This window comes from Pseudomonas sp. J380 (assembly GCF_009827115.1).
GTDB classification, from domain to species: Bacteria; Pseudomonadota; Gammaproteobacteria; order Pseudomonadales; family Pseudomonadaceae; genus Aquipseudomonas; species Aquipseudomonas paracarnis.
The window spans coordinates 1,682,852-1,708,892 of sequence record NZ_CP043060.1 but is presented as its reverse complement, the minus strand read 5'-3'; the positions used below and the strand labels follow the sequence as shown (position 1 = coordinate 1,708,892).

Below are 26,041 nucleotides of genomic sequence, written 5' to 3'. Positions count from 1 at the left end.
AGAGGGTGATTTGATGAGCATTATTGAATTTCTAGGTAACCCTTGACACTCCCCAGCGCCGCGCACTCAATCGACCCCGGCTGTGCGAACTGATCGCCATCTGATAGTCATTTGAAAGGGGCGAAGGGCATGGGCGTTTTCGATTACAAGAGCATGAGGGGCGAGCAAGCCAAAGCGCTGCTGGACAACGCCTTGGCGTTGTCCGAGTACGCTTATGACTCCACCGGCAAACCCCTGGCCACCGGTGGCTGGGCGCCCATTGGTGCGCAAGCGTTGGGCGTGACGCAGAACGTCGACAAGCAAGGCACCTTTTGGGGCGAGACTGCCTTGGCCCCTTCGGCAAACGTCGAGATTCTCGGGCAGTACGATGGGGGTGGCAGGCTGATTGCCATGGGCATTGCCTTTCGTGGCACGTCCTTTGGCTTGACCTGGGATGGCGCGGGTGACGTGGCCAGCGACCTGGCAGCCGCTGCACTTCCCGGATACGCCGCCAATTACGCCAAGTTCGCCTTCAGCGCCTTGCTCGAAAACGTCGCCCGTTACGCCGTGAGCCAAGGCTTGAGCGGTAAGGATATCCTGGTCACCGGCCATAGCCTCGGCGCGCTCGGGGCCAACAGCCTGGCGGCCTTGAGCCCCGATTATTGGGGCGGCTTCTACCAGGACGCTCACTATGTGACCTTCGCTTCACCTACCCAACGTTCAGGTGACACTCAGGTATTGAATATCGGCTACGAGAACGATCCGGTGTTCAAAGCCATTGATGGAAACGGCATCAACACCTCGGCGCTCTTCTGGGGTAACGACAGGGGCTGGGATTCGGCCGCGAACAACCTCGTCAGCTTTACCGATAATTACGCGTCGTTCTCGGCGCATTTACCCAATAGCCTCAATTGGGGCGTCGCCAAGGCCCACTCCCTGGACGGTTATATCCAGGGCCTGGGGCGCATCGCGTCCTCGCAGTTCTATGACTTGACCGACAAGGACTCGACCATCGTGGTTTCCAGCCTTACAGAGGCTGCGCGTGGAACCACCTGGGTAGAAGATCTGAACCGCTACGCTGAAAAACACACCGGCAATACCTTCATCCTCGGCACCGAGGGCAACGACCTGCTCAAGGGCGGGGCCGGCAATGACTTCCTGGAAGGCGGGGCCGGTGATGATCGTTTTCGCGATGACGGTGGCTACAACATCCTGCTGGGCGGGCAGGGCGATAACGTCTTCGAACTCCAAAAACCACTGGCCGGCTTCAGCTTTGCCAATGATGGCGATGGCACGCTGTACGTCAACGACGCCTATGGTGGTATCAGTATGACTCGGGATATCAGCGCGCTGGTGAGTAAGGAGACGTCCTACATACTGTGGAATTCAATTCCGTGGGGTTCTCACGACATCACCTATACCGTAACCGGCCAGGGCCTGCTGGCCGGAACAGCCTTGACGCACTACGTGCCCTCAGTCAACGGCGATGTACAGGATAACGTTCTCACCGCTCATGCAGCAGGGGAGTGGTTATTTGGTTTGGGCGGCGACGATCATTTGATCGGTGGGCAGGGCAATAACGTGTTCGTTGGCGGGGCGGGCAATGACCTGATGGTGTCGGGCGGTGGCAGCAATACCTTCCTGTTCAACGGCCTCTTTGGTAATGACCGGGTCGAGGGGTACCAGGCCAGCGATAAGCTGGTGTTCATGGGTATTCCTGACTTGGGACAGCAATACGATTATCGCTCCCATGTCTCGATGTTCGAGGACAACGCGCTGCTGTCCTTCGGGGACAATTCTGTGACGTTGGTTGGCGTGAATATGACTCAGTTGAATGGGGCGGGGATTTATATTTCCTGAGTCTCCAAATAACGGTGATGTGACGCTGAACCTGTGGCGAGGGAGCTTGCTCCCGTGACGTCCTGTCAGCCTAGGCGTATCTACCTTACTCCCCACATTTGGATCGCGGCGTGTCAGTGAGATCAGCGTCTGCTGTCAGACCGCTACGGGAGCAAGCTCCCTCGCCACAGGTGCGGCGCACCCCACCTCACTGGCGACATCCTTGTAGCCAGTGAGGTGGGGTGAGTTGCATCAGACGGGATACCTCGATGCTATCCACTACGGGTTTGTCATCGAATTCAAACCCGTTGTCTTACAGCCTCCGTTTACTTGAGCGTGACGTCGAGCATCGGCGGGATGTAGCCGTAGTCATACTCGGCGACTACGAACGTTTGCTGCCCTTTGATCTTGATACCCACCGTCGGTGCCTCGGTGCCCCCGATACGGATCTGCGTGCCGGTGTCGTCAGTCGGTACGCTGTCGATAAAGGAGGTCACCAGGCCGTTGGGCATGACGCAGTGCGAGTAGGTCTGGAACGGTTGGGAGGACGGGTTGCCCAGTACCAGGCCAGAGCCGTTCAACGGCACATACGGGCCGAACAGCGAATCGGCGACGAAACCGTACACCCCGTCCGGGCCGGTTACACCGTCGGCGTAGGTGAAGGTGTGGCTGATGGTGAACAGGTAGTACTTGCCGTCCTGGAACACGAAGTGCGGGCGTTCGGTCTGGTCGTTGACGCCGACCGCGGTCAGCAGCGGTGGGAGCATTTCCCAGTCGTCGCCGTCTTCGTCGCGGGCCACGGCGATCCCGACGCAGGCGGTCTGGAAGCGCGAGTTGCCGACCTCTTCATAGCCGGGTGGCACGTCGCCGATTTCGGCTTTACCGACCTTGTGCGAACCGCGCTCGCCGGCCACGTTGCCTTCGAACAGCATGTACAGCTTGCCGTCTTTCGGGTCGCGGAATGGCCATGGATCGCGAAAGCCCCAGAAGGCGTTTTGCGCTTCGGTCTGGTACATCTTGCCGTCCGCCTCGAACAGTGGCTTGACCTTCTCGAAGCCCACCAGGCTGACGCCGTGCTCGGTGGTCACTACGCGGCCACGCACCTTGACGATGGTCGCGCCGGGCGTGACGGCGGTGTAGTACAGGTCCACTTCGCCTTGTTCGTTCAGCAGGATCGGTGTGCCAGCCCATTCGCGCACGGTGGGCGAAACCCCTTCAGCCATTACCCGGCCGCCGAGTTTCCAGTCTTTGCCGGTGCGGGAGAACCAGTAGTACATCTTTGCCCGGCCATGGCGATCGTTCCAGTCGCGGATGACGTCGTAGTTGCCATTCTGATCGAGGTATTGCGGGTCGTTCGGGTGGCGATCCGCAGTGAGGGTGAAGATCACCGACCAGCCGTCGACGGAGGTGATGTTGCCGTCGATGTCACGCAGCGGCATGGTGTCCCAGATAAAAACCTCGTCACTCAATACCGGGAAGTTCGCACTGACCAGCGGCTGGGTGGTGGTGGGGTCGTCCGCATGGACTTTGAGCGCATCGGCGCGGGTCCACAGGCTGGGTTGATGGGGTGTTTTGCCAAATTTCGAAGGGGTGCTTTTCATAGTAAGCCTCGTCCATGAAGGGATTCAAAATACTGTATTCATATACAGTTATTTGAATTTAGAGGACTCGTCGCTATGGGTCAAGGTTAAAAATGCACTTGTGCATAATTCGTGCTTTTTCCAAAGCTGATACGTTTCAGCTCGTCTTGTTTAAAGCGGTTCGTTCCTGAATGGATCGGCGAAGTTGTCCGCATGATGGCGGCAAACCAAGCGCCAGGCAGAAAGCCCAAAAATAATGAACCCTGCCTGCGCCTGCGCGCCAAAAGTTACATAACCTGGAGGTGCATCATGCAAACCACTTACTTCTGGATAGGCCTGGCAGTGATCCTCGTACTGCTCGACGCGTGGATCATCAACAGCATCTGGCGCAGCGATAACGCATCGGCCAGCAAGGCAGGCTGGAGTGCTGTCGTCGTGGTACTGCCGTTCCTGGGCGCCGCAATATGGGCGATTGCCGGCCCAAGGGGTGTCACCAAGGGGCCGTCTTCTCCCGAGCACAGCAAGGGCTGAGTCCGGGCCGCGCTATGAACAACCCAGACCCCGACGACTTACAGAGCCGCAACTACCCGGTACCGGAAGATATGGCCTTGCAGCGCAAGGTCTGGCGCTTTGAAAGGGTGGGTTGGTACGCGCTGCTGGTGCTGATGGGGCTGAGCCTGGCGGGCCTGTTTTCCAGCGGGCCGCTGAGCACCCGCGAAGTGCGCAGTGCCGATGGGCAGTTGCGCGTGGAGTACCAACGCTTTTTACGCAATGGCGCCTCCGATGGGCTGGTGATTCATGTGCAAGGCAAGGCGCAACAACCCCTGGAGGTCGAGCTGAGCGGTGAGCTGCTGCGCGGTTTCAATATCGAGACGCTCCAGCCGCAGCCGCTCAAGGCCAGGGCGGCCGGGGAGGGTGTAAGCGTCTGGATGCTGAGTGACAGCGCCGGCCAGGCCGTGTTGCACCTGACCTTGCGCAGCGACACGGTGGGCAGCGTGGATACCCAGGTGTCGCGACCCACAGGGGCGTCCGTGCGCTTCTCTCAGTTCATCTACCCTTGACCGTCAGCCCAAACCCTAACGGCGTGAGCGGCACAGTTTTTCGATCAAGGAGATCAACGAGTCATGGCCCACGGGTTTGCTGACATGCGCATTAAAGCCCGATTCAGTCGCCTTTTTCTGGTCATTGCCAGCGCCATAGCCCGTTAAGGCGATGGCGGGAGCCTGTCGAAGGTGGCTTACTTTGCGCAGCTTCTGCATCAGCTCATGGCCATTCATTTTAGGCATGCCGATGTCCGAAATAATCACGTCGTACTGGGCATCCCGGGCTGTTTCAAGTGCGCTTAACGGGTCGCTGAAGGCGCTCACTTGGGCGCCTTCCATTTCCAGCAGCATGTTCAGCACCTCAAGGACTTCGGCTGAATCATCGACCAGTAAAACCTTGAGGCCATTGAGGCGCTGATCTTCGTTCTGGGTAGCGCCGCTATCCAGCAGATGATCCTGCTGTTCGCACAGCGGCAACCAGATCGAAAAGGTGCAACCGAAGCCCAACCCTCGCGAATGCACGCTCACCGAACCGCCGTGGGCCTCCACCAGCTGCCGCACCAACGACAAGCCAATCCCCAGGCCTTCGCGCTGGTGAGTCTGGTGCTGGTTTTCCGCTTGCCCGAACAGGTCGAAGATTTCTTCCAGGCTTTCTTGGGCCAGGCCCGCGCCGCTGTCGATGACGTCCAGTTGCGCGCGCCCGTCCGAGCGGCTGACCACCAACTGCACCTGGCCGTCTTCGGGGGTGAATTTCAGGGCGTTGTTGACCAGGTTCCAGATCACTTGCTCGATGCGCGTGGGGTCTACGTCAACGATCAACGGGCCCGGCACCGAAGGTGTCTGAAGGCTGACCTGGCGACGATGACCGTCGGCAAGGACCACGCTGTGAATGTCCTTGAGGGTGCGAATCAGGTCGATCGGTTGCTTTTTCAGCTTCAGTTTGCCCGTGCGAACCCGGGCGACATCCAGCAGGTCGTCAATGATCCGCGCCTGGCTGGACACCGCTTCGCAGATGGTATTGACCGCCTTGATGGCCGGGCCCGCGACCTTGGTGGCTGGCAAGCGCCGCAACAGTTCGGCGTTCAGCTGGATCAGGTTCAACGGATGCTTGAGTTCGTGGGACATCACCGCGAAGAACTCATCCTTGAGATGGCTTTTGGTCTGGGTTTCCTTCAAGCGCTGATTCTGTTCGTCCTGGGTGCGTTTGTGGCCGGTAAGGTCGCGGGCAATCTTGACGTAGCCGCGCAAGCTGTCGCTCTTGAGCTGCGTCACCTCGCCACTGCAATAGAAACGGCTGCCATCCTTGCGCACATGCCAGCGTTCATCTTCGCCACGCCCATGTTCGCGGGCGGTGCGCAGTTCGCTCTCCGGCACGCCAGCGGAGCGGTCTTCCGGGGAGAAAATCAGGTCGTAGTAAGCGCCCAGCACCTCGTCCTTGGTGTAGCCGAAGATCAGTTCGGCACCGGTGTTCCAGTCGGTGATGGCGCCGTGGTCATCGAGGATGATGATGGCAAAGTCGTGGGTGCTCTCGGCAACCAGACGCATGCGCTCCTCGCCCAGGCGCAGTTCCTCTTCGGCCTGACGCCGCTTGGTGATATCAATGAAGGTCAGCACGGTGCCATCAATGTGGTCTTCACTGGAGCGGTAAGGCAGCAACCGCGCAATGTACCAGCGGTCGTCGTTGCTGCTGATTTCCCGCTCGATCAAGCTCAGGGACTCAAACACGGTGGCGGCGTCTTCGGTCATTTGCGGGTAATTGAGGCGGTGGGTGATGTCCAGCAATGAGCGTCCGGTGTCCACCGGCAACATACTGAAAATATCCGTGGCCCGTGGCGTGAACCAACGGATGCGCATGTTGCGGTCGACAAAGACCGTGGCGATGTCGGTGGACGCGATCAGGTTGGTCAGGTAGTCGTTGACCTTGTCCGTCTCTTCCACCTTGGTCTTGAGCTCGAAATTGACGGTCAGCAATTCTTCGTTGATCGACTGCAACTCTTCCTTGCTGGTTTCCAACTCCTCGGTGGCCGAGCGCAGTTCTTCGTTGACGGCCTGCATTTCTTCGTTGGAGGCCTTGAGTTCCTCGCTGGAGACTTCCGCCTGTTCGATGGTGTCCTGCAGGTGCAACTTGGTGCGTTGCAGCTCGCGCTCCAGGTTGCTCATGATCGCGTTTTCGGCCTGGCTGACGGTGTCGATGTCGGGCAGCTGTGGGTCGACGGCGGTTTCCTGGAAGATCACCAGCACGTAGTCGTTTTCGGTCGCTTCATCGCGGTAGGGGCGGGCGCTGATGTCCACCAGGAAGGGGCCTTGCTCGCGTTGGATGCGGATCTTGCGCGAAGACACCGGGCTATTCGATTGCTGGACCTGAAACAAGGTGGTGCGGATATCGAGGCGTAAATCGGGATGCACCAACGTCAGCAGGTTGTGCGTCACCTCGCCGGCCACGTAGCGCAGGAATCGACCTGCGCCTTCGCTCATGTGCAGGATATCGGCCTGCATATTCACGATAACGCTGGGCGGCGCGGCTTTTTCCAGAGCGCGCAGATGGATGTCCGCGAACGAGACCTTGCTGGGCGCCTTGGTTTCAATCGCCAGCGTCGTGGCGCTCGGGCGCAGGTAGCCGCCTCGCGGCATGGTCGGGGCGCGACGCACGGCGGACGAGCCGGCACGCACCCTGAAAATGCGGTTGCGCTTGTCCACCGGTACAAACAGGTCCAGGCAGCCGTCGGCCGACTCCGAGGAGCCGAGAAACAGGTAACCTCCGGGGCGCAACGCGAAGTGGAACATTTGCAGGATGTCGCGTTGCACTTCGCGGTCCAGGTAGATCAACAGGTTGCGGCACACGATCAGGTCGATCTGCGAAAACGGTGGGTCGGCCAACAGGCTGTGCTTGGCGAACAGTACCTTTTCGCGAATTTCCTTGCGCACCCGGTAGTGCTGGTTCTTCTCCTTGGCAAAGTACTGGCGCAACCGTTGAGGCGGTACGTCGGTGATGATCGCTTCGGGGTACACGCCGTTGCGGCCATGGGTAATGGCCCGCTCATCAATATCAGTGGCAAACACCTGCATCTTTGCACCGCTGGCGTCCAGCGCCAGTTGCTCGGCCACCAGCATCGCCAGGCTGTAGGCCTCTTCGCCGGTGGAGCATCCTGCCGACCAGATACGCACTTCCTCACGGTGCGGCACGCTGTCTTCCAGTGACTTCACCAGGTTGGGGATTACGTCTCGCTCAAGCGCTTCGAAGGCCTCGCGGTCGCGAAAGAAGTTGGTCACGCCAATCAGCATGTCGCCCAGCAAAGCCTTGGTTTCGTCCGGGTTGGCCTGGAGGAAGTTGTAATAGGTGGCGAGGTCGGGTTGGGCCGTGACCTGCAAGCGCCGCTCGATACGACGCAACACCGTGGCGCGTTTGTAATGCTTGAAGTCATGCCCGGTACTGGCGCGCAACTGGATCAGAATATCCAGCAACAGCTGCTCGGCCACGGCGGCATCGCGCTCGGTGCTGGGTGGGGTGGTCTTGATCTCAGGGTCGTTGGCGGTGGGCAGCACAATCGACTGGGCATTGCGCCACAGTTCCAGCAGCTTCTGCGGCATTTCCACCACAGGCAGCACCAGGTCGACCATCTGGGTTTCGATGGCCGCCAGCGGCATGCCATCGTACTCGGCGTCTTCCGGTGCTTGTACCAGGGTGATGCCGCCTTGTTCTTTGATGCGCGACAGCCCTGCCGCGCCATCTGAGCCGGTACCAGACAGGATCAGACAAAACGCGCGTTCTTTATGGGTGTCTGCCAGGTCGCGAAAAAACAGGTCGATGGCAATGTGCGGTCCACCTTCGCGCACGGCAGGCGAGACCGCCAGGTAACCATCGTTCATCTTCAAGAGCTGCGCCGGGGAGATGACGTACACGTGATTCTTTTCGATGGGCGTGGCGTCATTGACCTGCGACACCGGCATGCGGGTCGTTTCCTGAATGATCTTGCCCGCCACGCTTTGATGGTCGGGCGAAAGATGCAGGATCACCACAAAGGCCATGCCGCAGTCTCTGGGCATGTGCTCGAAGAACGCTTTCACGGCTTGCAGCCCGCCCGCCGACGCGCCAATACCCACCACCGGGAAATTCAAGTTGCTGGGGGTCAGATCATTGCGTTGCGGAACGTTGGGGGACCGCGGGGGGGCAGACTTCATAAATACCAACCTTGGATAACGGCGCACAGGAAGACGGGTGTAGAGGGAAGAACTTGAGCAACGAGGGCGAGGGCTGAACCGACAGTGAAATATAGCTGAAAACCTGCCGCCAACAAAAAATGCGTTTAGGCCACCCGGTCATTCGACCGACCACTTGCTGCCGGTTGAGGCACGCAACCTGCGGAAGGTTTAATCAAACTGACGAGTGGCCATCGCGGTTGCACGGTTATCCGATTTTCTGAAAATCCGTCTGAACTTCGCTTCCTGGCGAACCCTCGCAAAGAGAAACCCACCCAGGAGACGTTCTGATGAACAGCTATCCAAAACCACCCTTCAACGCCCAGCAACAGCCCGTACCCGGTGAGCAGCGCAAGATGGACCCGATGCCCGATTGCGGTGAGCAGTCATACCAAGGCTCGGGCCGGCTCGCCAATAAAATCGCCTTGGTCACCGGGGCCGACAGCGGCATCGGACGGGCCGTGGCCATTGCCTTCGCACGTGAAGGCGCGGACGTGGCGGTGTCGTATCTGGATGAACATGAAGACGCCAAGGAGACCGCACGCTGGGTCGAGGCGGCGGGTCGTCAATGCCTGTTACTGCCCGGCGACCTGGGCGATGCGGCGCAGTGCACGGCCATCGTCAACGACACCGTGGAGAAGTTCGGCCGCATCGATGTGCTGGTCAACAACGCAGCGTTCCAGATGACCTATCAATCGCTGGAAGACATCCCCGACGAGGACTGGGTGAAAACCTTCAACGTCAACATCACCGCGATGTTCCGCATCTGCAAGGCCGCACTGCCTCACATGGCCGAGGGCAGTTCGATCATCAATACCAGCTCGGTCAACTCCGATATGCCCAACCCCAGCCTGTTGCCCTATGCGGCCACCAAGGGCGCGATTGCCAACTTCACCGCCGGCCTGGCGCAGATGCTCGGCGAGCGGGGGATTCGCGTCAACAGCGTGGCACCCGGGCCTATCTGGACGCCGTTGATTGTCTCGACGATGACGCCGGACATGGTGAAAAACTTTGGCGGCAACACCCCATTGGGACGCCCAGGCCAGCCAGTGGAAGTGGCGCCGATCTATGTGCTGCTGGCGTCGGATGAAGGCAGCTACATCTCCGGCGAACGCTACGGCGTGACGGGTGGCAAGCCGATACTTTGATCAGTGATTGAGGAGGGCGGTATGAGCGAAGCCTCGAAGCACCACGAACCGAATCCTTCTGAGCGCAAGGTGCGCCCGGCGGCGGCTAAGCGAAACGATAAGTCGCAGGCACCGGCAGGCGGGCAACAGGCACAGAGGCAAGGCGGTGTCGCTCCTGGAGGGCCTTCAACAGACCCTGAGTCAGGGGCGTGAACGCGAGGGGATATACACTCGGCCTGACATCCTGATTGGTTGTCAGGCCGCTATCGCAGGCAAGCCAGCTCCCACAGGCTGACGTTATTTGCGCTTGGAACGATGAATTTGCATCCACTCTCGATAGGCCACCGTACGCTGCGCATCCGCACGTTTCTTCGCCTCGGTAAAGCGCGCCCACGTCTGAGCATCGCCGCTGTAGGACTCAATGATCTCGTACGCCAACGCATCCAATCGATCCGCTTCGAAAAACATCTCGGCATTTCGCACGACTTCGTCGTCCCGCCTGTTTGTAGTTGTATAACCAAGAGTCTGACTGTTCATCCTCTGAGGCCCTCCGCCCATTGAATCTGTGCCGCGCCACTCCAGCGCACCTGGGTAATGCCGTATTTCTCCGCCATCGGTTTGGACACACGCTTGAACGTGTGTTGCCCAAATTTGGGGATGACCGCCACACCAGCGTCACAACTGGCCCAATGCCAAGCCTCGGCATTGTCCATGCGCGGCGCGCGCACGATGAAGGACTTGGGCTCGCCATGCAGCTGGTACTCGATAGTGAATAGGTCGTTGTGTTTCATGAGGCCTCCTTGATACTCATGAACTACAGATATTTGACGTCAAAAATAATTCAAATAAGTTGTCCGACAATTCGATGACTGGGCGCAAGGCATGGATGAAGACTAATCATCTACCGTAAAGGTGACCCATCCAGGACCATCGGCCGGGCGTTGCAGTTCGGCGATGACACCGCTGACGGAGGATCCGTCGGGCAAATTGACGGTGATAAAGTTGGGATTGCCAGGCCAATCCATTGGCGTGTCAAAGTCCAGGCGCGCGATGGTCGGCTTGCCGCTGCTGGTCATTTGGATGTTTTTGGGCTCGTTAAGGCGTTCATCTGAGGGTGTTCCAAGATGGCGCGAGGCAGTGATGACACTGGCAGTACCTTGGTAATCGTAAGACATGCTGGGTTACCTCATGTAATGGGAACAACGAAGATCAAATGTGGGAGCGGGCTTGCTCGCGAAGACGTCGAACATTGATGTGACTGATCCACCGCTTTCGCGAGCAAGCCCGCTCCCACAGAGGAGTTGTGCTTGACTGGCTGGTATTCGGGATGTGCCCCGTTTTCATATGTGACGAGCTGAATATTTGCGCGCAACGACAACGCCGCCCACTAGCAGCGCTGCGCCTATTGCAACCATCCTATAGGGCGTACGGTGGGTTTGCCGCCAGCCGCCTTCGACACGACGTTCGCCGCTTGCCGGGGCGTAGAGGTTGCCCGTAGAGGTCGCGGCGCGCTGGCTGCGCTCCAGGCCGAGGCGGGTAAGCCAGCCGGATAGCCGCGAATAGCCAGGCAGCAAAAAATGCGCGACGCGGGCCACGGTGGCAGCGCTGCCTACCGTGGTGCTGTCCCTCGGTTGCAGCGCACAGGCCACCATCGCTTGCGCGACTTTATGTGGGTCGTAGACCGGTGGCGGTGGCGTCAACTCGTGGCCGGTAAAATTGCCGCCATCGCGAAAGCCCGGTGTGTCCATCACGGCGGGATAGATGTCGCACACATGAATATCCGGGTAGTCAGTCAGCTCGCCGCGCAGTGCCTCAGTCAGGCCGCGCAGGCCGTATTTACTGGCGGAGTAGGCGACGGCATAGGGCTGGGCTACCCAACTGCCCAGCGACAAGGTGTTGATCAGAGTGCCGCGGTGCTGGGCTTTGAAATAGGGCCACACCACGTGGGCGCCGCGCAGGTACCCGAGCAGGTCGGTTTGCAGCACCTGTTCGTGGGCTTCCAGGGGCGTGTCCTCGAAACTGCCGACGGCGCCTACTCCGGCGTTGTTGATCCAGATATCGATGCGGCCATTGCCGAAGGCCGCCGCTTGTTCGGCAAGGGCGCGCATCTGGTCGCCCTGGGTTACATCGGTTTTAACGGCGATGGCCTCGGCGCCACGCGCAGCGCATTCCTCGACGACCTCTTCCAAGTCTTTTTCATCTCGGGCCCCCAACACCAAGCGGGTACTTTGCTCGGCAAAGGCGTGAGCAGCCGCGCGACCAATGCCACTGGAGGCGCCGGTGATCACCACGGTCTTGCCGTGCAGTTTCCCCTTGGCCTGCATGACGCCAGGCGAATCCTCGGGCACGTGGACGGGCACCGGGTGCAGTTGAAGGCGGGTACCGTCAGTCAGTATCAGGGTCAGGTTTTCGACGGTGCCAGCGACGCGGTTGGGAAACACCGGTTCGCCTGTGGCGTCGAGCTCATCATAAATAAACGTCTGGCCCTCAAGCCATCCGACAGCCGTCATCAGTTCAGGGCCCAGGTAGTACTTTCCGTCCAGGAAAAAACCGCTGAAGTTCGGTGTGCGCTCCAGGTTTTCCACGGCGTATCGCTCGCCAGGCCTCATTCCGGTTGCGGTATCAATCATCATGACATCCTCCTTTGGCTGGTCTTGGGTAGAGAAAGGCCCGCAAATGATCGTTCAATCCAAATGACTGAATGGCGGTGTCAATGTTGATGGGCCTTCAGGGTCGGGTCGGCGATCTGGATAACCGTGCCCTGGCGCCACGCGTCCGCCCCAGGGGCGATGGGCGGCGCGGGGATATCGGCGCGCGTCTTTTTCTTGTCGGCACTGTCGATGCCCAGTCGTTTATCGCGTTCGGCGACCATACGCGGGTCAGCCTGGCCGTCTGCGGTAAACCCCATCATCAACTGAGGCACGCCTAACGGCAGGCGTTTATCCAGATCGGTATGCCAGGTGTGCCAGGTCTTGCCGTAGGTGTGCACCAACTTCTCCATCAGCGCATGTTCCGCCGCCTCAGGAATGCCCGGCGCGACCAGTTGCCCTGACTTCACTTCATGCACATGGCTATGCCACAACGCCTTTTCAGGCGCGGGCAGCGTGTTGAACTGCGCCTCGCTGATGATGTACTCCACGCCCATCAACTTGGCATCCTTGCGGTTGCCGTCGTAGATCACACACTGGATGACCTCCTCGTTGAGGATTGCGCAGTAGTGATGGGCTTCCATTTGCACATCGGGATGGCCGTTGTAGAAGTGAAAACCGTCCAGGTAGGCATTCAGGGCATCAATCGGTGGGCGTGATTGCAGCAGGGCGGCGCCGGCTTCCAGCGTTCGGGTCGAAGGTGTTGTCGGCTTCCCAGGTGCCTCGACATTCGAACGTGAGTTGTTGCCAGCGCAGGCGCTGAGCAGGGCCAGCGTCACTGCTGCGGCCAGGGATTGGGTCACTTGATGGATGGGGTTGTCAGTCATGGTCGGCTGCCTCCTGTTGCCGGTGTGTTCATGCGCGATGATCAAAGCCAGGTTTGATCCTGTTCTCGTTGGAAAGACGCGCGTACGGGGCGTTCAAAATGCTTTGAGTTGAACACTCACTCATTCATCAGGTCGTTTTTTATAGAGGCGCTGACAGCGCAATTGCTTACCTGCCAGTGAGGTGTTCATCCCATGCACAAGACTGAAAATCCAGCGTCGACGCTGCTTACCCAATTGCTCCGGGCACGCGGGCCGGGCGGTCAGGAAGACGAGGTGCGCGCCATTTGCCTGGAAAGCCTGACGCCGTTGTGCGATGAGGCCTGGGTCGATCAGGCGGGTAATGTGGTGGGTTTGATCAAGGGCAAGCACAGCGATGCCGAGCCTGCCGGTGCGGTTAAAGTCATGGCGCATATGGATGAAATCGCCATGGTGGTTAAACGCGTCGAGGCGGATGGCACGTTGCGGGTGACGGCGCTGGGTGGGGCCAACCCGGTCAACTTTGGCGTGTGCCCGGTGGATATCCTGGGGGACACACGCATCCTTCCTGGCGTGCTGTCCTTTGGCTCGATGCACGCCACCAGTAATACGGCACAAGGGGCTGATGTGCTCTCGGGCGATGTGCACTGGAACGACGTTCATGTGATCACGCGATGCACTGCCCAGGCATTGTGCGAGTACGGCATTCGGCCCGGAAGCCGTGTGGTGCTGAGCCGTCATTGGCGTGAGCCCTTCCAGGTGGGCGATGCCATTGCCGCGCATTTTCTGGATGACCGCGCCCCGATTGCTGCCGTTCTGCATACAGCCCAGCTGCTGGCTTCGCGCCGGGAGGCGTTGGCCAGGGATGTCTATCTGGTATTCACCACGCTCGAAGAGGAGTGCAATGCCGGGGCAATGTATGCCGCGTCGACGCTACCCGGCGACACCACCATCGCGGTGGAGGTGGGGCCGGTCATGCAGGAATACGGCACGCGCCTGGCCGTCGACCCGATCATCAATACGGGGGACCAGAAAGGCTATTACACCCGGGCGGTGGTCAACGATCTGGCGGCTGCCGCAGAGCGCTGCGGCTACAGCCCCCAATATGCGCTGTTGGTGGATTTCGCTTCGGATGCCAGTGCGGTCATGAGTAACGGGACCTGCGCCCGCGCCGGCTGCCTGGCCATTCCAACGGAAAATACCCATGGTTATGAATTGATTGTGGATGGGGCGGTGCAGGCCTGTGCCGCGACATTGGCCGAGTACCTTGCAACCTGATAGACGGGGCAAGGTACGCTGACCGGTGTGGGGCTCAGATCGGGCCGCTTGAAGAATCCGCCTCCTGCCTGATGTCATCGGCCGCGTTGGGTTGCCCCAGCTTGCTGTATTGCTCACGCAGTTTCTGTAGCTCTCGCGACCCGAGCTTATCCAGGCTCAACGCCGCATTGTGAGCTTCTTTGGTGGCACGAATCAGCTCGTCCAGTTTCAGATGAAGAATATCGTTGTCGCGGTTCTGGGTATTCTGGATCAGGAACACCATCAGGAAGGTGATGATGGTGGTGGAGGTATTGATGATTAACTGCCAAGTGTCGTTGTAATGAAAGTAAGGCCCGGTGAGCGCCCAGACAGCTATCAAGGTGACGGCTGTCAGAAAGGTTTTTGAGCTGCCCGCCTGGTTGGAGAGTTTTTGGCAGAATTTCGCGAACTTCATGGTGCTGTCTCCTGGGGGATGTTCCTCTGTAGACCCCAGCAGAATTTCGAAATTCTTTTTTACAAATCGTTTTTTTTGACAAAAATCAATGAGCAAATCCCTCTTGCAAAGGAGCACTCAGCATGTCGGTCGCTGCTTCTATCGTTGAATACCTCAAGCACCATCAGTTGGTCATCACGACGGCGGAGTCGTGTACCGCAGGCAAGATCATCACCTTGCTTTCGCAGGTCGACGGCAGCGGTACGTGGATCGAAAGCGGGTACGTGGTGTATTCGCCAGAAGCGAAACAGCGGCTGTTGAACGTGCGTCGCTATACCATCGATACCTTCAATCTCACCAGCTGTGAGGTCGCCCAGGAAATGGCCCAAGGCGCGCTGCGCGACAGCCCCGCTGATGTGGCGGTCGCCACCACTGGCCTGCTGGGGCCGGATGGAATTGATGGCATTCCCCCAGGCACTGTCTGTTTTGCCTGGGCCTATCGAAACGGCGGGGCACTGAGTGTGTTCAGTCGCAAGCAACGCTTTATGGGTTCTCGTGAGCAGGTGCAGTTGGCCGCGTCTCTTCATGCATTGAAATGGCTGCCGCATTTTCACCAACGGGCGATGGTCGGTGAACGCGCCTAATGCTGCCAAGTGTGCGCGTTTACGGCTGCGGTTCGATGTCCATCAGCAAGTCGCCGTTGGTCAAGGATTCAGCCTCCTGCACCACGCCACGATAGGCCTGACCATTCCATTCAAAGCTAATCCAGTGGGCCTTCGGCAATAGCTTTGGCCATGGCGGTGCAAGCCGCAACTGCACGCCGGGCGCAGTGCGCACAAGTTGCCCCATGCATTCGCTGGCGAGCGTGTTCACACCGAACAGCGTGTCATGCAGGTATTGAATGTTGACCGGTTGCAGCGTTGCGTCAGTAGCGTCTGGCATATCTGTTACCCCACCGATGACAGCCAGAAAGACTGTCTGGCGATGACCATTTCTTCACGTATTTCCCGCACAAGCCGGTTGATCCCCGAAACACCGTGGTAGTGGGCGCGGTTGATGTTCGCGATGGTGAATTGGTCCATACCGTGCGCCGTTACAGTGACTGAAAGGCTGCCGTCTGCGTTGAGTGCGCACTTGACCGCGCACTTGGGAAGGCGAGCGGACAGGGCCGTTTCGATTTCGGCTTTCGTTAACGTATCCATGAGTTCACCGCATAAAGGACTCAGCGCGTTAAGGCTAGCTCAGAATCAGTTGGCGTAAATACTGGCAAGGTAATGGCTGCTGGGGCAGATGTTCTACCTTACATATTTCTGGCCCTTTCTAGGAGCGTTCCTAAATACGCCGGCTGAAGGTCTGCCGATAATTCGCACATCCCCACTTATGTGTGCTCTGCCATGTCCTTCCTACCTATTCGTGTTCTGGTCATCGAAGAACACCCGTTCAAGCGGCTTGTTGCCACCCAGGTGTTCCGGGAGGTCGGGTGTGAAGAGGTGGCCGCCGTTGCCGATGTCGTGGCGGCCGTTGAGTTGCTCGAGCGTACCGGGCCTGTCGATATCGCCTTGTGCAACTTGAAGGACGAGGGCGCACACGGCTTGAGGGCCATCGAAGTGCTCGGCCGTGGCCACTTGGCTAAAGCGCTCATTATGTTCAGCGCCCATGGCACGGACCTGCACGATGCAATTGATCGCATGGCAGGCCTGTTGGGCATCAGTGTATTGGGTTATGTGGACTTCCCGGTGCCAGCAAGCGCCATTGCGCCTATGCTCAGCCGCTACTTGGAGAGGATTGGCGCGCCGACAAAGCAGGCGCGCCGAAGCAGCCGGTCTGGGTTCTTGAGCAAGGCCTGCGTGGCTGGGGGTTTTTCAAGGCATGAGTTCAAGGCGTTCTTCCAGCCCAAGTTCAATTTGAGCACGGGGCACGTGCGCGGTTTTGAAGTGCTGGCGCGTTGGCAACATCCACAGTACGGCCTGTTGTATCCGGCAGATTTTTTGCCGCTGCTCGCTCAAGTTGGCGCATTGGATGAACTGTTCTTCGCGCTGTTGCAACAAGGCCTTGAGTTCTTGCAGCAGTCGGCAGAGCAGCAGGTCTTATCGCTGGCATTCAACCTGGAGTCCGACCAGCTCGGTCGTGGCTCATTATTGCCGCGTCTTTGCGATTCACTCCAATCCCACGCCATTGCTGCGTGTCGTCTGACGTTTGAAATCACTGAATGCGGCCTGCTGGAAGTTTCTCCCGCCGTGCTCGACACCCTGATACGACTGCGCATGATGGGTGCCGGCCTGTCGATTGATGACTTCGGCACCGGCTATTCCTCGCTGGAGCGCCTGTGCCAGTTGCCGTTTACCGAAATCAAACTGGACGCCGCATTTACCCGCGATCTTCAAAGCAGTGCGCGCAACCGTGCCGTGGTCAGTAGCACATTGGCACTGGGCGAGGCACTGGGCATGCGAGTGGTGGTGGAGGGCGTCGAGAACGAAAACCAGCGCCAGGGATTACTGAAGCTGGGATGCAACGAGGCCCAGGGCTATCTCTGTGCTCGTCCCATGAACGCTGCGCGCGCGTTGGCCTGGCTGGCGACCCAGTTGAACTCGCGCAGCAATATTTGATGTCAATCAGGAGGGCTTTTATGTCCAATCCACGTTTGCGGATCGCGTTGGTAGATAGCGATGCCACCCGGCGAATGAGTATTGAAAAAGACCTTGGCCATTTGGGATACCACCGCGTTGTGCCTGTCGATTCCCTCAAGGTGTTGATTACGTTATTGGATAACGCAAGGGATGTATTTGATCTGTTGGTGATCAATGAAGAAACCGTGCACGCGGCGGGCGCACAGTTTAAGCAAATGCTTGAGGAGTACGCGTGTGTCAGACACTCATTGATTTATCAGGGCGTGACCCTGCAAGCGTTTCCCGATAATCCAGTCACGGCGCAACGCTGCGGCTTTATTGCCTCCGGTGTTCCGGACCGATCGATTCTGGCGCGCGTCATGGATCGGGTGGATGTGCAAATAAAACAGCGCTCGGGCAGACCGTTGCTGGAATCCAATTAATCCTGATGTGAGCTATTGCACGCTTTTCGCGGGACCCGCCACCGCCTCAGTTTTATGCTTTTAGTCCCATTCCTATTTGCTTCTTTTTAGGCACTGATAAGCTTTTTCGCTGAAACAATCTCGGGAAATTCTTTGTCATGATCTTAAATGCCGCCGTGCCTAACGAGTTCAGCGCCCTGCGCGTGATCACGTTGGCAACCGACCCTGCGTGTGTCTTGCGCCTCGCCTCTGCGTTGGGTGGCATGGGGGTCACGCCGCTGGCCACGGTCGCCTCGCTGGAGGCGCTGCAGGCGTGGTTAAGCGCGCACCGCGTGGACATCATCGTGTGCGAAATCCGCTCCGAGTGTGGCGATGGCTTGATGTTGCCAAGTGTGCTCAAAGCACTGCATGACGCGGGTACGTTAATGCAGTTTCCGAGTATTTTCTGGACCGGCGAAACCACCCTGAATGTGCAGGAAAATTTGATCGAAGCAACAGTTACACCGGCGTGCGAAGCGCCCGCTAAGCAGTTGTGGGTCAAGCACATGGGCGGCGTAGCCATCAGCGCACTGGAATCCCATTCGCGCCTGGCGCAGTCGGCGGGAATCAGCGTGCAGATCTTGCGTGACGGTGGCCCGCTGGAGCTGGGCGATGCCTTGCGCACGGTGCTGCTGACCCTCGCTCAACCGGACCCCAAGCTGCAGGCCATGACGTTTGAGTCGCTGGCTGAGGATGAAGTCATCAACGCCCTGACCACCGGCGAGGGATTGCGCTTTGTCTTTCAGCCACAGTTCGAGTTGCTGAGCCGGCGCATCGTCGGCGCTGAGGCGTTGGTGCGCTGGAAGCACCCGCGCTTTGGTGAAATTCCGCCTGCGGTGTTGATGCCGCTGGTCAACCGTCTCGGCCTGGACCTGTTGCTGTTCAGCCTGGTGGAGATGTGGACTCTGCGCGTGATGCTAGCGTTAAAGCGCGAAAACATTACGATCCCTATCGCGGTGAATGCGTCGGCCAAGACCCTGTGCACCCCCAATTTTGCCGAGCGCCTGGCCTTGCGCATGCGCCAGGCAGATCTGCCGAGCCGCTTGCTGAAAGTCGAACTGACCGAAGATGTGCAGGAGCCGGATGAGCTGCATCTTTCGGCGTCATTGACGACTATTCGCGCCAAGGGTTTTCAGGTTTCGCTGGATGACTTCGGCAGCGGCGCAGCCACTTTCAAGCTGTTGGCGAACCTGTCGTTTGATGAAATGAAAATCGACGGCTCGTTTGTGCGCGGTGTCGAGCAGCACGCCTCGTCACGCAAGGTGATCGCAGGCATTGTGAACTGGGCAGGTCTGCTTAACCTGAGCCTGGTGGCGGAGGGGATCGAGGACGAGTCCACGATCCCCCTGCTGCACCGCCTGGGTTGCCGGGTAGGGCAGGGCTATGCGCTGGCGCGCCCGATGGAAATAGACGCCTTCTTGAACTTTGTGATTGAGCGGGAAAAGAACGGCTGAGGCTGTAAAGTTTGGCGGGCAGGTAAGTATTGGAACTTGATGTGTGTAGGTCAGCTCTTGGTTTTTAGGAGTTTTCTTATATTAAGTTTTTCGCAGATCTATTAAGTTTTATACCGTCGTTATTGTGAAGAATTGGCGCATTTTTTAACTGCGATGGTGAGCCTGTGCGCGTTAAGTTATAGGGAGTGAGCGTGTGGCGTGTGATGTTCAGTTGCACTGATGTAATTGATGAAATGGATGAGTCTGAGAGGACCTTAACTTATTCAGAGTGAGGCAGCGCTGTTGTCCATTTTTTTGCACGCTATACAGAGTGTTCCGTCATTTATGAAACGCCTACAAATTGCTTTGCTGGATGATCATGCAATCGTGCGGCATGGTTTGGTCAATCGGTTGGTACAGGAACCTGATTTTGAAGTGGTGGGGGTCTACGCTCGCAGTCGTGAGTTGATGGCCGGCCTGCTGACACACCCGGCCGAGGTGTTGTTGCTCGATTTTGTGCTCGGCCCTCATGAGCTGGATGGCATCCTGCTGATCCGTGCTCTGCGGGTAAAGTACCCGGGCTGCCGAATCCTGGTGTTTTCCACTCACCATGACGCGGCCACGGTGATTCTTGCCCTGCGCGTCGGTGCCCGTGGGTTTATCGGCAAGGGTGAAGACATGAGCCAATTGATCAGCGCAGTGCGGCTGGTGGCCTCGGGCGCTGTCTACCTGAGTGCTGACATGGCCTATCGGGTGGCCGAAGCCACGGCGGTCAACTATGACGGTGAGGAGCAATCACGCGATGACGCGATGCGTTTTGTCAGCTTGTCTGCGCGGGAGCAAGAGGTGATCCGCTGTTACCTGTCGGGCATGACCATCACCGAAATTGCTGAAAAATTCAGCCGCAGTATCAAGACCATCAGTTCGCAAAAGGCCTCGGCTTTTCGCAAGTTGGGCGTGATGTCCAACAACGAGCTGTTTCGGATCAAGCACATCATCGAGAGTGTTTAACGCTAAACGCAGGCCACGCCGACGCGCGCAAAAACAGCGGTAGGCGGGCGTGCCCTTTGGCGGTTGTTGCATATACTCCTTGAAGTGCCGTAATAGCTGTCCCTGTTGTTTGACCGCGCCACCTAAGCGGGGCCAAGTGGGTTCGAATACGATGAAACCTGTACGCATTGCTCTATTGGACGACCACGCTGTTGTTCGGCATGGGCTCGCCAACACCTTGGCGGCCGAGGCCAACTTTGACGTGGTTGGCATTTATGAAAAAAGCCGCGACTTGCTCGCCGGCCTGGTCAGCGCTCCGGCTGACCTGCTGCTGCTGGATTTCTCCCTGAGCCCCGACGAGATGGATGGCGTATCGCTGATCCGCGCCTTGCGGGTCAAGTTTCCCAGTTGCCAGATCCTGGTGTTGTCCGCCCATCATGACCCGGCTACCGTGGCCCTGGCCATGCGGGTCGGTGCCCGTGGCTTTGTTGGCAAGGGCGAGGACATGACGCAAGTGGTCAAGGCCATTCGCAAGGTGGTCTCCGGCGCGGTGTACCTGAGCACCGACATGACGTATCGCCTGGCGGAAACCGTCACCAGCGAGACGCGCAAAGACCCCAGCGAAGCCTCGGATGCCCTGGTCCAGGCCGAGCTGACCAGCCGTGAGCAGGAGGTGATCCGCTGCTATCTGGCGGGCATGACCGTGAGTGAAATCGCAGAAAAATTCAATCGCAGCATCAAGACCATCAGCACCCAGAAAACCTCAGCGTTTCGCAAATTGGGGGTCACCTCGAACAATGAACTGTTCAAGCTCAATAAAATCATCGGCTCACCATGAGGCGATGGCGACCGGGTGCCCTCTTATTCATGTTGCTGATGCTGGATGCCGCGCTTGCCTGTGCGGCGCCGGTTGAGCTGACGGAGCAGGAGCGGCTGTGGATAGCGCAGCATCCGGTCCTTCGAGTGGGGGTGATGGAAAACCTGGTCCCCTTCGAGTACATGAGTAATGGCGTGCTGCAAGGGCGGCCGGTGCAGTACCTGCAATATGTGCGCGATGCCACGGGGCTTGAATTCACCTATGTGCCGGTCAAGACCCGGGCTGCACGTGAGCGCATGCTGTTGGATGGCCAGGTAGACCTGCTGTCTTCGCACTTTCGCTTTCGTGACGAGCCGCCTATCGAGGATCTTACCGCGCTGGTCTACGACACTACCGTGCCGATCATCGTGACCCGTGTCGACGACGCCGATATTTTTGACCTTGACCAGCTACAAGATAAAACGGTCGTGATCCCCGATGTGGAGTATTATGAGCAGTTGCTCAGAAAAAGGGCACCCCGAGCCACTCTGATCAAAAGCCCCCAGGCCTTGGCCATGCTGAACACCCTCCGGGACGGTGGTGCCGATGCAGTCGTGGCCTCCGAAGCCTTCTTGATGCCCTATTTGTATCGACAGTTTCAGGGCGTGCTGGAAATTTCTGGCGTGGTGGGCAGCAGCATGTTGGATGTGAACATGGCGGTGCGCACCGATAACGCCATGCTGGCCTCGATCATTGGCAAAGCCCTAGGCTCGATCAGCCCCTCACAACAGAATGCGATGTACGAGCATTGGTACCGGGACCTGGAGGTAGATGCGCCGACCCTGTGGGACATCGCCAGCCATTACTTGCATCTTTTGATCCTGGGCATGTTGGCGTTGATTGGCTTGTGTGTGCTGGTCTATCGCGGTTACCGCCAGCAGCGGCAGGCCGAGCGGAACGAGCAGGAAAAAACCATGTTCCTGGCGGTGATGGGTCACGAAATACGCTCGCCAATGAACGCCGTGCTGGCGGCCATGGAGCTGCTGTGGCACACCCGACTCAATGACCAGCAGCGCCACTTCGCGCACTTGGCCAACAGCGGCGCCAATATGCTGGTGCGCTTGCTCGATGATGTGCTGCACCGGCCGGATTCAGGGGCCAAGGCGTTACGTCTGACACTTGAGGCGACGGATGTCATCGCGCTGGTGCATGGCGTAGTGGGCTTGCATCGCCTGCGTGCGGGGGAAAAACACTTGAGTCTGAATGTGAGCGTGCAGACACCCCTGCCGTCGTTGTGGCTTGACCGTTCGCGGCTGACGCAGGTGTTTCATAACCTGTTGTCTAACGCCATCAAGTTCACCGATACCGGCGCTGTTGACATCACCCTGCGCCTGGAAGACTTGCTGGACGGTAAGCATCAGTTGCAGGTTGAAGTCCGCGACACCGGCATCGGTATGGGCGAAGCGGTGCAGGCCTCTTTGTTCCGGCCTTATGCCCAGGCGAGTCAGTCCTACAAGCGTGCGGGAGGCAGCGGCCTGGGGCTGATGATATGTCGGCAATTGGTCGATTTGATGCAAGGCTCGCTGACCCTGCGCAGCGAGCCGGGAGTGGGGACGTGTATCAACCTGTACTTGCCCGCAACCCTTGCCCCTGAGGCCGCTGAACCGACGCGAGCCCCAGCCCCAATGCCTTTGCATGTCACCGATGGTTTGCAGCTGCTGGTGGTGGAAGACACCCTGGCCAACCAGGAAGTGCTGCGGGCGCAAATCAGCGGGTTTGGTTGTGTGCCAGTGATTGCCGCCGATGCGGCCCAGGCCCGCGTGCGGTTCGCTGAGCGCGCTTACGCGTTGGTATTGATGGACTGCGACCTGCCGGATCAGGACGGCTACAGCCTGGTCTGCGAACTGCGGGCGCTCGAACAGCAATGGGGGCGAGCGCGCTGCCCGATCATTGCCATTTCCGCCTTGACCGGCGAGCAGCACCTTCAACGCTGCCTGGCGGCGGGCATGGATGGGGCGTTGAGCAAGCCCATACGTCTGGGGCAGTTGAGTGACGTGATCGAGCAGTGGTGCGGCGTCACGTTGGCGGCACCGCGTGCCAGCTTGATGGCCCCGACACTTGATCAGGCCGCTATCAACCGTGAGATGGCGGCCGACCTGGGGAGCCTGCTCAGGGCGATGGCGCTCTGTGATCGCCCTTCGGCCATCCATGTTGCCCATCGGTTACACGGCGCGGCACTGATCATCGAATGGCCGGCCCTGGCCCAGGCGGCCGCGCACATGGAGAACCTGTTGCGGGCAGAGGAGGGCTGGGGCAACCCGGTTTACGTGCACACGCTTCAGGCGTTGGTTCAGCACTGGCGTGCCGTGAGCGAGGAGACCCCGCTGGACATGCTGGCCATGGTCGCGCCGCCGCCGATGACGCAACAATGAAGGTTGTACGGTTGCGCCTGCTGCTGGGGTGGTTGCTGCTGGCAAGCGCGGGCCTGGCCGATGCGCAGGCCGACCCGCCGTCGATGACCTTGACCCAGCAAGAGCGTGACTGGATCGCCGCCAACCCCGTGCTGCGTGTCGGTGTGTTCGACAACCTGCTGCCCTTCGAGTACATCAGCGACGGCCAGTTGCGTGGGCTATCGGCCAAGTACCTGGGTTTGATTGCGGCGCGTACGGGCCTGCATTTTCAGTCGGTGGTCACCGGCAATCGTAGCGCCCGCAAGGACATGCTGATCAGCGGCGAGGTGGATATCTTGCCAACCCGGCGCCGCGACGACGATCCGGTCAAGGACCTGGGCATGCGCTATACGACGCCCTACAACACCAGTTCCACCATCCTCGTCAGCCGCTTTGGCCAACAGCCATTCGTGGACCTGGAACAACTTGCCGGCAAACGCCTGGTGATGTTGGGGCGCGAGGGGTATCAGGCGTTTTTGCAGCAGAAAGTCCCCGGCATAACGGTGATCTCCGGCCAGAACGCTGTCGACATCATGGCGATGGTCAAGGACGGTCGGGCGGATGCCGCCATCGCCTCTGAATGGTTACTGATCCCCTATCTTTCCCGGCAGTATCAGGGGGTGTTGCAAGTATCCGGGGTGGTGCCGCAATTGCACACCGGCGTGAGCATGGCGGTGCGTGACAGCGACGCGATCCTGTTGTCGATCCTGGAAAAAGTGCTGGGGTCCATCAGCAACGATGAGCGCAAAGCGATCTATGACGCCTGGTTCGATGACATGAACCTGGACATTCCGACGATCAAGGACATCGCCGAGCATTTCCAGGGTGAGTTGTGGCTGTTGCTGTCGGTGGTGCTGCTGTTGATCGCGTTCGCCTGGCAAAGCCGTCGTCAGCGCCGCCAGGCCGTGCAGAGCGAGCGGGAAAAGGCGATGTTTTTGGCGGTGGTCAGCCATGAAGTGCGTTCGCCGATGAACGCGGTGCTGGCGGCTATCGAGTTGTTGGAGCACACACCGCTGGACGAACAGCAGCGCCACTTCACTCAATTGGCCAACAGCGGCGCCAATACCTTGCTGCGGCTGGTGGATGACGTGCTGGACATTTCCAGGATGGAGGCCGGGGAACTGACCCTGACCCTGGAGCCTGTGGACCTCTGGGCCTTAGTCCAGCAGGTGGTGGAGGAGTATCGCGCCGGCGCCGAAAAAAAAGGCCTGTTGCTGACATTGAGTGGTGAACGCCCCAGCGGCCCCTTGATGCTGGAGGGCATGCGCTTGAGTCAGGTGCTGCGCAACCTGATCTCCAATGCGGTCAAGTTCACTGAGGTAGGCGGGGTGGAGGTGCAGCTCAAGGTGGTTGAATGGCCAGAGGTTCCTGTGCCGCACGTGCTGATCCGCATCATCGACAGCGGCATTGGCTTGTCACAGCAGGCGCAGGCCAGCCTGTTTCGGCCCTATGCACGGGCCAAGCACTCTTACAAACGTACCGGTGGTAGCGGGCTTGGCCTGGTGATTTGCCGTCGCCTCGTGAGGCTGATGTCGGGTGAGCTGACCCTCAACAGCACCCAAGGCGTGGGTACTGAGGTTGAAGTCAAACTGTCTGTCGAGTGGGCCAAGACCCTGGATATACCCCAGGCTGAAGCGGCGCAGGCCCAAGTGGAGGGTAACGGTGTACACGTGTTGGTGGTGCAGGCGCCTGTGACCGGCCAACAGACACTGCCTGCACACCTGCAAGCGCTGGGTTGTAGGGTGTTGCTGGCGGTTGATGGCGCCCAAGGGTTGACGCTATTCAATGTGCGACGGGTCGATATGGTATTGATCGATTGCGACTTGCCAAACAGTGAAATCGAGCCGCTGGCGGGCGCCTTTCGTGAGTTGGAGCAGGTGTTGCAGCGTGCCCATTGTCCGCTTGTAGCTGTCGCGGGCTTCAGCGATAACGAGCACCTTGAGCGTTGTTTTGATGCGGGGCTCGACGGGGTGCTGGTCAAGCCGGTTACACCGGCCAAGTTGCAGCAGATGATCGAGCTTTGGTGTGACATGCCGCAAGGTCCGCTGCCGGCAATGCCCAAGGAAGAGCCAGAGGAGGAGTCGCATATCCTGCGCACGGCCTTCAACGACTTGATCGAGGCACTGGCCTTGCGCGAGCGAAGCCAAGCGTTGCAGGCAGTTCAGCGTCTGCACGAGGCGGCGCTGGGGCTGGAGCGGGACGACCTGGTGGGCACTGTCGAAAGCCTGGGACGGCTATTGCGCGATGAGCGTGACTGGCCAGCGCAGCAGATTGCCGAGCGTCTCAGCGTGCTGCTTGGTCAAAGGCCTGCGCCAGCATAGCCTCGTTGCTGTACCCGCTCGTTCTCACAGGTGGGGCTTGCCTTAATGCCGTTCAGTTAAGCGTATATCGCCCTCTGT

At 59.0% G+C, this 26,041-nt stretch carries 23 protein-coding genes; 13 read left to right on the top strand and 10 right to left on the bottom strand.

All coding sequences use genetic code 11. The features are described from left to right. The first annotated feature begins 129 nt into the window (after positions 1–129). Positions 130–1,839, top strand: coding sequence for a polyurethanase (locus tag FXO12_RS07515; protein ID WP_057978091.1), 1,710 nt, complete (start codon positions 130–132; stop codon positions 1,837–1,839). 305 nt (positions 1,840–2,144) lie between these two features. On the opposite strand, the gene FXO12_RS07510 is transcribed toward FXO12_RS07515, so the two are convergent. Continuing rightward, complete coding sequence (locus FXO12_RS07510; RefSeq protein WP_057978089.1) at positions 2,145–3,419, bottom strand: glycoside hydrolase family 68 protein; 1,275 nt, start codon at positions 3,417–3,419, stop codon at positions 2,145–2,147. 288 nt (positions 3,420–3,707) lie between these two features. Between FXO12_RS07510 and FXO12_RS07505 the strand changes: the two genes are divergently transcribed. Then, positions 3,708–3,929: a PLDc N-terminal domain-containing protein gene (locus FXO12_RS07505; RefSeq protein WP_003190416.1), complete on the top strand. Its 222-nt coding sequence runs from the start codon at positions 3,708–3,710 to the stop codon at positions 3,927–3,929. A gap of 14 nt (positions 3,930–3,943) precedes the next feature. Beyond that, positions 3,944–4,459 (top strand): hypothetical protein, encoded by a 516-nt coding sequence (locus FXO12_RS07500; RefSeq protein ID WP_057978087.1) that lies wholly within the window; start codon positions 3,944–3,946, stop codon positions 4,457–4,459. Positions 4,460–4,474: 15 nt separating this feature from the next. Here the strand turns inward: FXO12_RS07500 and FXO12_RS07495 are convergent, their stop codons facing one another. Next, positions 4,475–8,620: a CheR family methyltransferase gene (locus FXO12_RS07495; RefSeq protein ID WP_057978085.1), complete on the bottom strand. Its 4,146-nt coding sequence runs from the start codon at positions 8,618–8,620 to the stop codon at positions 4,475–4,477. A gap of 308 nt (positions 8,621–8,928) precedes the next feature. On the opposite strand from FXO12_RS07495, the gene FXO12_RS07490 reads away from it, so the two are divergent. Beyond that, positions 8,929–9,786, top strand: a complete 858-nt coding sequence (locus tag FXO12_RS07490; RefSeq protein WP_014718015.1) for an SDR family oxidoreductase — start codon at positions 8,929–8,931, stop codon at positions 9,784–9,786. A gap of 276 nt (positions 9,787–10,062) precedes the next feature. Here the strand turns inward: FXO12_RS07490 and FXO12_RS07485 are convergent, their stop codons facing one another. The 5 genes from FXO12_RS07485 to FXO12_RS07465 form a co-directional block, all read right to left on the bottom strand. Beyond that, positions 10,063–10,302, bottom strand: coding sequence for a hypothetical protein (locus FXO12_RS07485; RefSeq protein ID WP_057978083.1), 240 nt, complete (start codon positions 10,300–10,302; stop codon positions 10,063–10,065). Next, positions 10,299–10,556, bottom strand: coding sequence for a DUF6555 family protein (locus FXO12_RS07480; RefSeq protein WP_003190423.1), 258 nt, complete (start codon positions 10,554–10,556; stop codon positions 10,299–10,301). Before FXO12_RS07480 ends, FXO12_RS07485 begins: the two co-directional genes overlap by 4 nt. A 102-nt stretch (positions 10,557–10,658) precedes the next feature. Continuing rightward, positions 10,659–10,940 carry a hypothetical protein gene (locus tag FXO12_RS07475; protein WP_054921166.1) on the bottom strand — a complete coding sequence of 94 codons (282 nt, stop codon included), beginning with the start codon at positions 10,938–10,940 and terminating at the stop codon, positions 10,659–10,661. Between the two features lie 165 nt (positions 10,941–11,105). Beyond that, positions 11,106–12,395 carry an SDR family oxidoreductase gene (locus tag FXO12_RS07470; protein ID WP_160049799.1) on the bottom strand — a complete coding sequence of 430 codons (1,290 nt, stop codon included), beginning with the start codon at positions 12,393–12,395 and terminating at the stop codon, positions 11,106–11,108. Between the two features lie 80 nt (positions 12,396–12,475). Beyond that, a complete protein-coding gene (locus FXO12_RS07465) occupies positions 12,476–13,240 on the bottom strand; it encodes an OBAP family protein (RefSeq protein WP_054895713.1) in 765 nt (254 codons plus the stop codon). 192 nt (positions 13,241–13,432) lie between these two features. On the opposite strand from FXO12_RS07465, the gene FXO12_RS07460 reads away from it, so the two are divergent. Beyond that, positions 13,433–14,494, top strand: a complete 1,062-nt coding sequence (locus FXO12_RS07460; RefSeq protein ID WP_057978081.1) for a M28 family peptidase — start codon at positions 13,433–13,435, stop codon at positions 14,492–14,494. Between the two features lie 34 nt (positions 14,495–14,528). On the opposite strand, the gene FXO12_RS07455 is transcribed toward FXO12_RS07460, so the two are convergent. Beyond that, the gene (locus FXO12_RS07455) at positions 14,529–14,927 is read right to left on the bottom strand and encodes a low affinity iron permease family protein (RefSeq protein WP_057978079.1); all 399 of its coding nucleotides are present in this window, start codon (positions 14,925–14,927) and stop codon (positions 14,529–14,531) included. A gap of 122 nt (positions 14,928–15,049) precedes the next feature. On the opposite strand from FXO12_RS07455, the gene FXO12_RS07450 reads away from it, so the two are divergent. Further along, positions 15,050–15,550, top strand: coding sequence for a CinA family protein (locus FXO12_RS07450; protein WP_160049601.1), 501 nt, complete (start codon positions 15,050–15,052; stop codon positions 15,548–15,550). 19 nt (positions 15,551–15,569) lie between these two features. Here the strand turns inward: FXO12_RS07450 and FXO12_RS07445 are convergent, their stop codons facing one another. Further along, entirely contained in the window at positions 15,570–15,848 is a 279-nt protein-coding gene (locus FXO12_RS07445) for a hypothetical protein (RefSeq protein WP_020303212.1), read from the bottom strand. Positions 15,849–15,853: 5 nt separating this feature from the next. Next, positions 15,854–16,108: a hypothetical protein gene (locus tag FXO12_RS07440; RefSeq protein WP_014718023.1), complete on the bottom strand. Its 255-nt coding sequence runs from the start codon at positions 16,106–16,108 to the stop codon at positions 15,854–15,856. Positions 16,109–16,300: 192 nt separating this feature from the next. Here FXO12_RS07440 and FXO12_RS07435 point away from each other — a divergent pair, with 192 nt between their 5' ends. The 7 genes from FXO12_RS07435 (at position 16,301) to FXO12_RS07405 (ending at position 25,963) form a co-directional block, all read left to right on the top strand. Next, positions 16,301–17,512 (top strand): EAL domain-containing protein, encoded by a 1,212-nt coding sequence (locus FXO12_RS07435; protein ID WP_057978075.1) that lies wholly within the window; start codon positions 16,301–16,303, stop codon positions 17,510–17,512. Between the two features lie 20 nt (positions 17,513–17,532). Next, positions 17,533–17,955 (top strand): hypothetical protein, encoded by a 423-nt coding sequence (locus FXO12_RS07430; protein WP_032892354.1) that lies wholly within the window; start codon positions 17,533–17,535, stop codon positions 17,953–17,955. A gap of 137 nt (positions 17,956–18,092) precedes the next feature. Beyond that, positions 18,093–19,427 (top strand): EAL domain-containing protein, encoded by a 1,335-nt coding sequence (locus FXO12_RS07425; protein ID WP_054895709.1) that lies wholly within the window; start codon positions 18,093–18,095, stop codon positions 19,425–19,427. A 324-nt stretch (positions 19,428–19,751) separates the two neighbouring features. Continuing rightward, positions 19,752–20,417 carry a response regulator transcription factor gene (locus FXO12_RS07420; RefSeq protein WP_032892352.1) on the top strand — a complete coding sequence of 222 codons (666 nt, stop codon included), beginning with the start codon at positions 19,752–19,754 and terminating at the stop codon, positions 20,415–20,417. A 151-nt stretch (positions 20,418–20,568) separates the two neighbouring features. Then, a complete protein-coding gene (locus FXO12_RS07415; protein WP_003190442.1) occupies positions 20,569–21,234 on the top strand; it encodes a response regulator transcription factor in 666 nt (221 codons plus the stop codon). 29 nt (positions 21,235–21,263) lie between these two features. After that, a complete protein-coding gene (locus tag FXO12_RS07410; RefSeq protein WP_054895708.1) occupies positions 21,264–23,624 on the top strand; it encodes an ATP-binding protein in 2,361 nt (786 codons plus the stop codon). After that, positions 23,621–25,963: an ATP-binding protein gene (locus FXO12_RS07405; RefSeq protein ID WP_057978073.1), complete on the top strand. Its 2,343-nt coding sequence runs from the start codon at positions 23,621–23,623 to the stop codon at positions 25,961–25,963. Before FXO12_RS07410 ends, FXO12_RS07405 begins: the two co-directional genes overlap by 4 nt. The last annotated feature ends 78 nt before the right edge of the window (positions 25,964–26,041 follow it).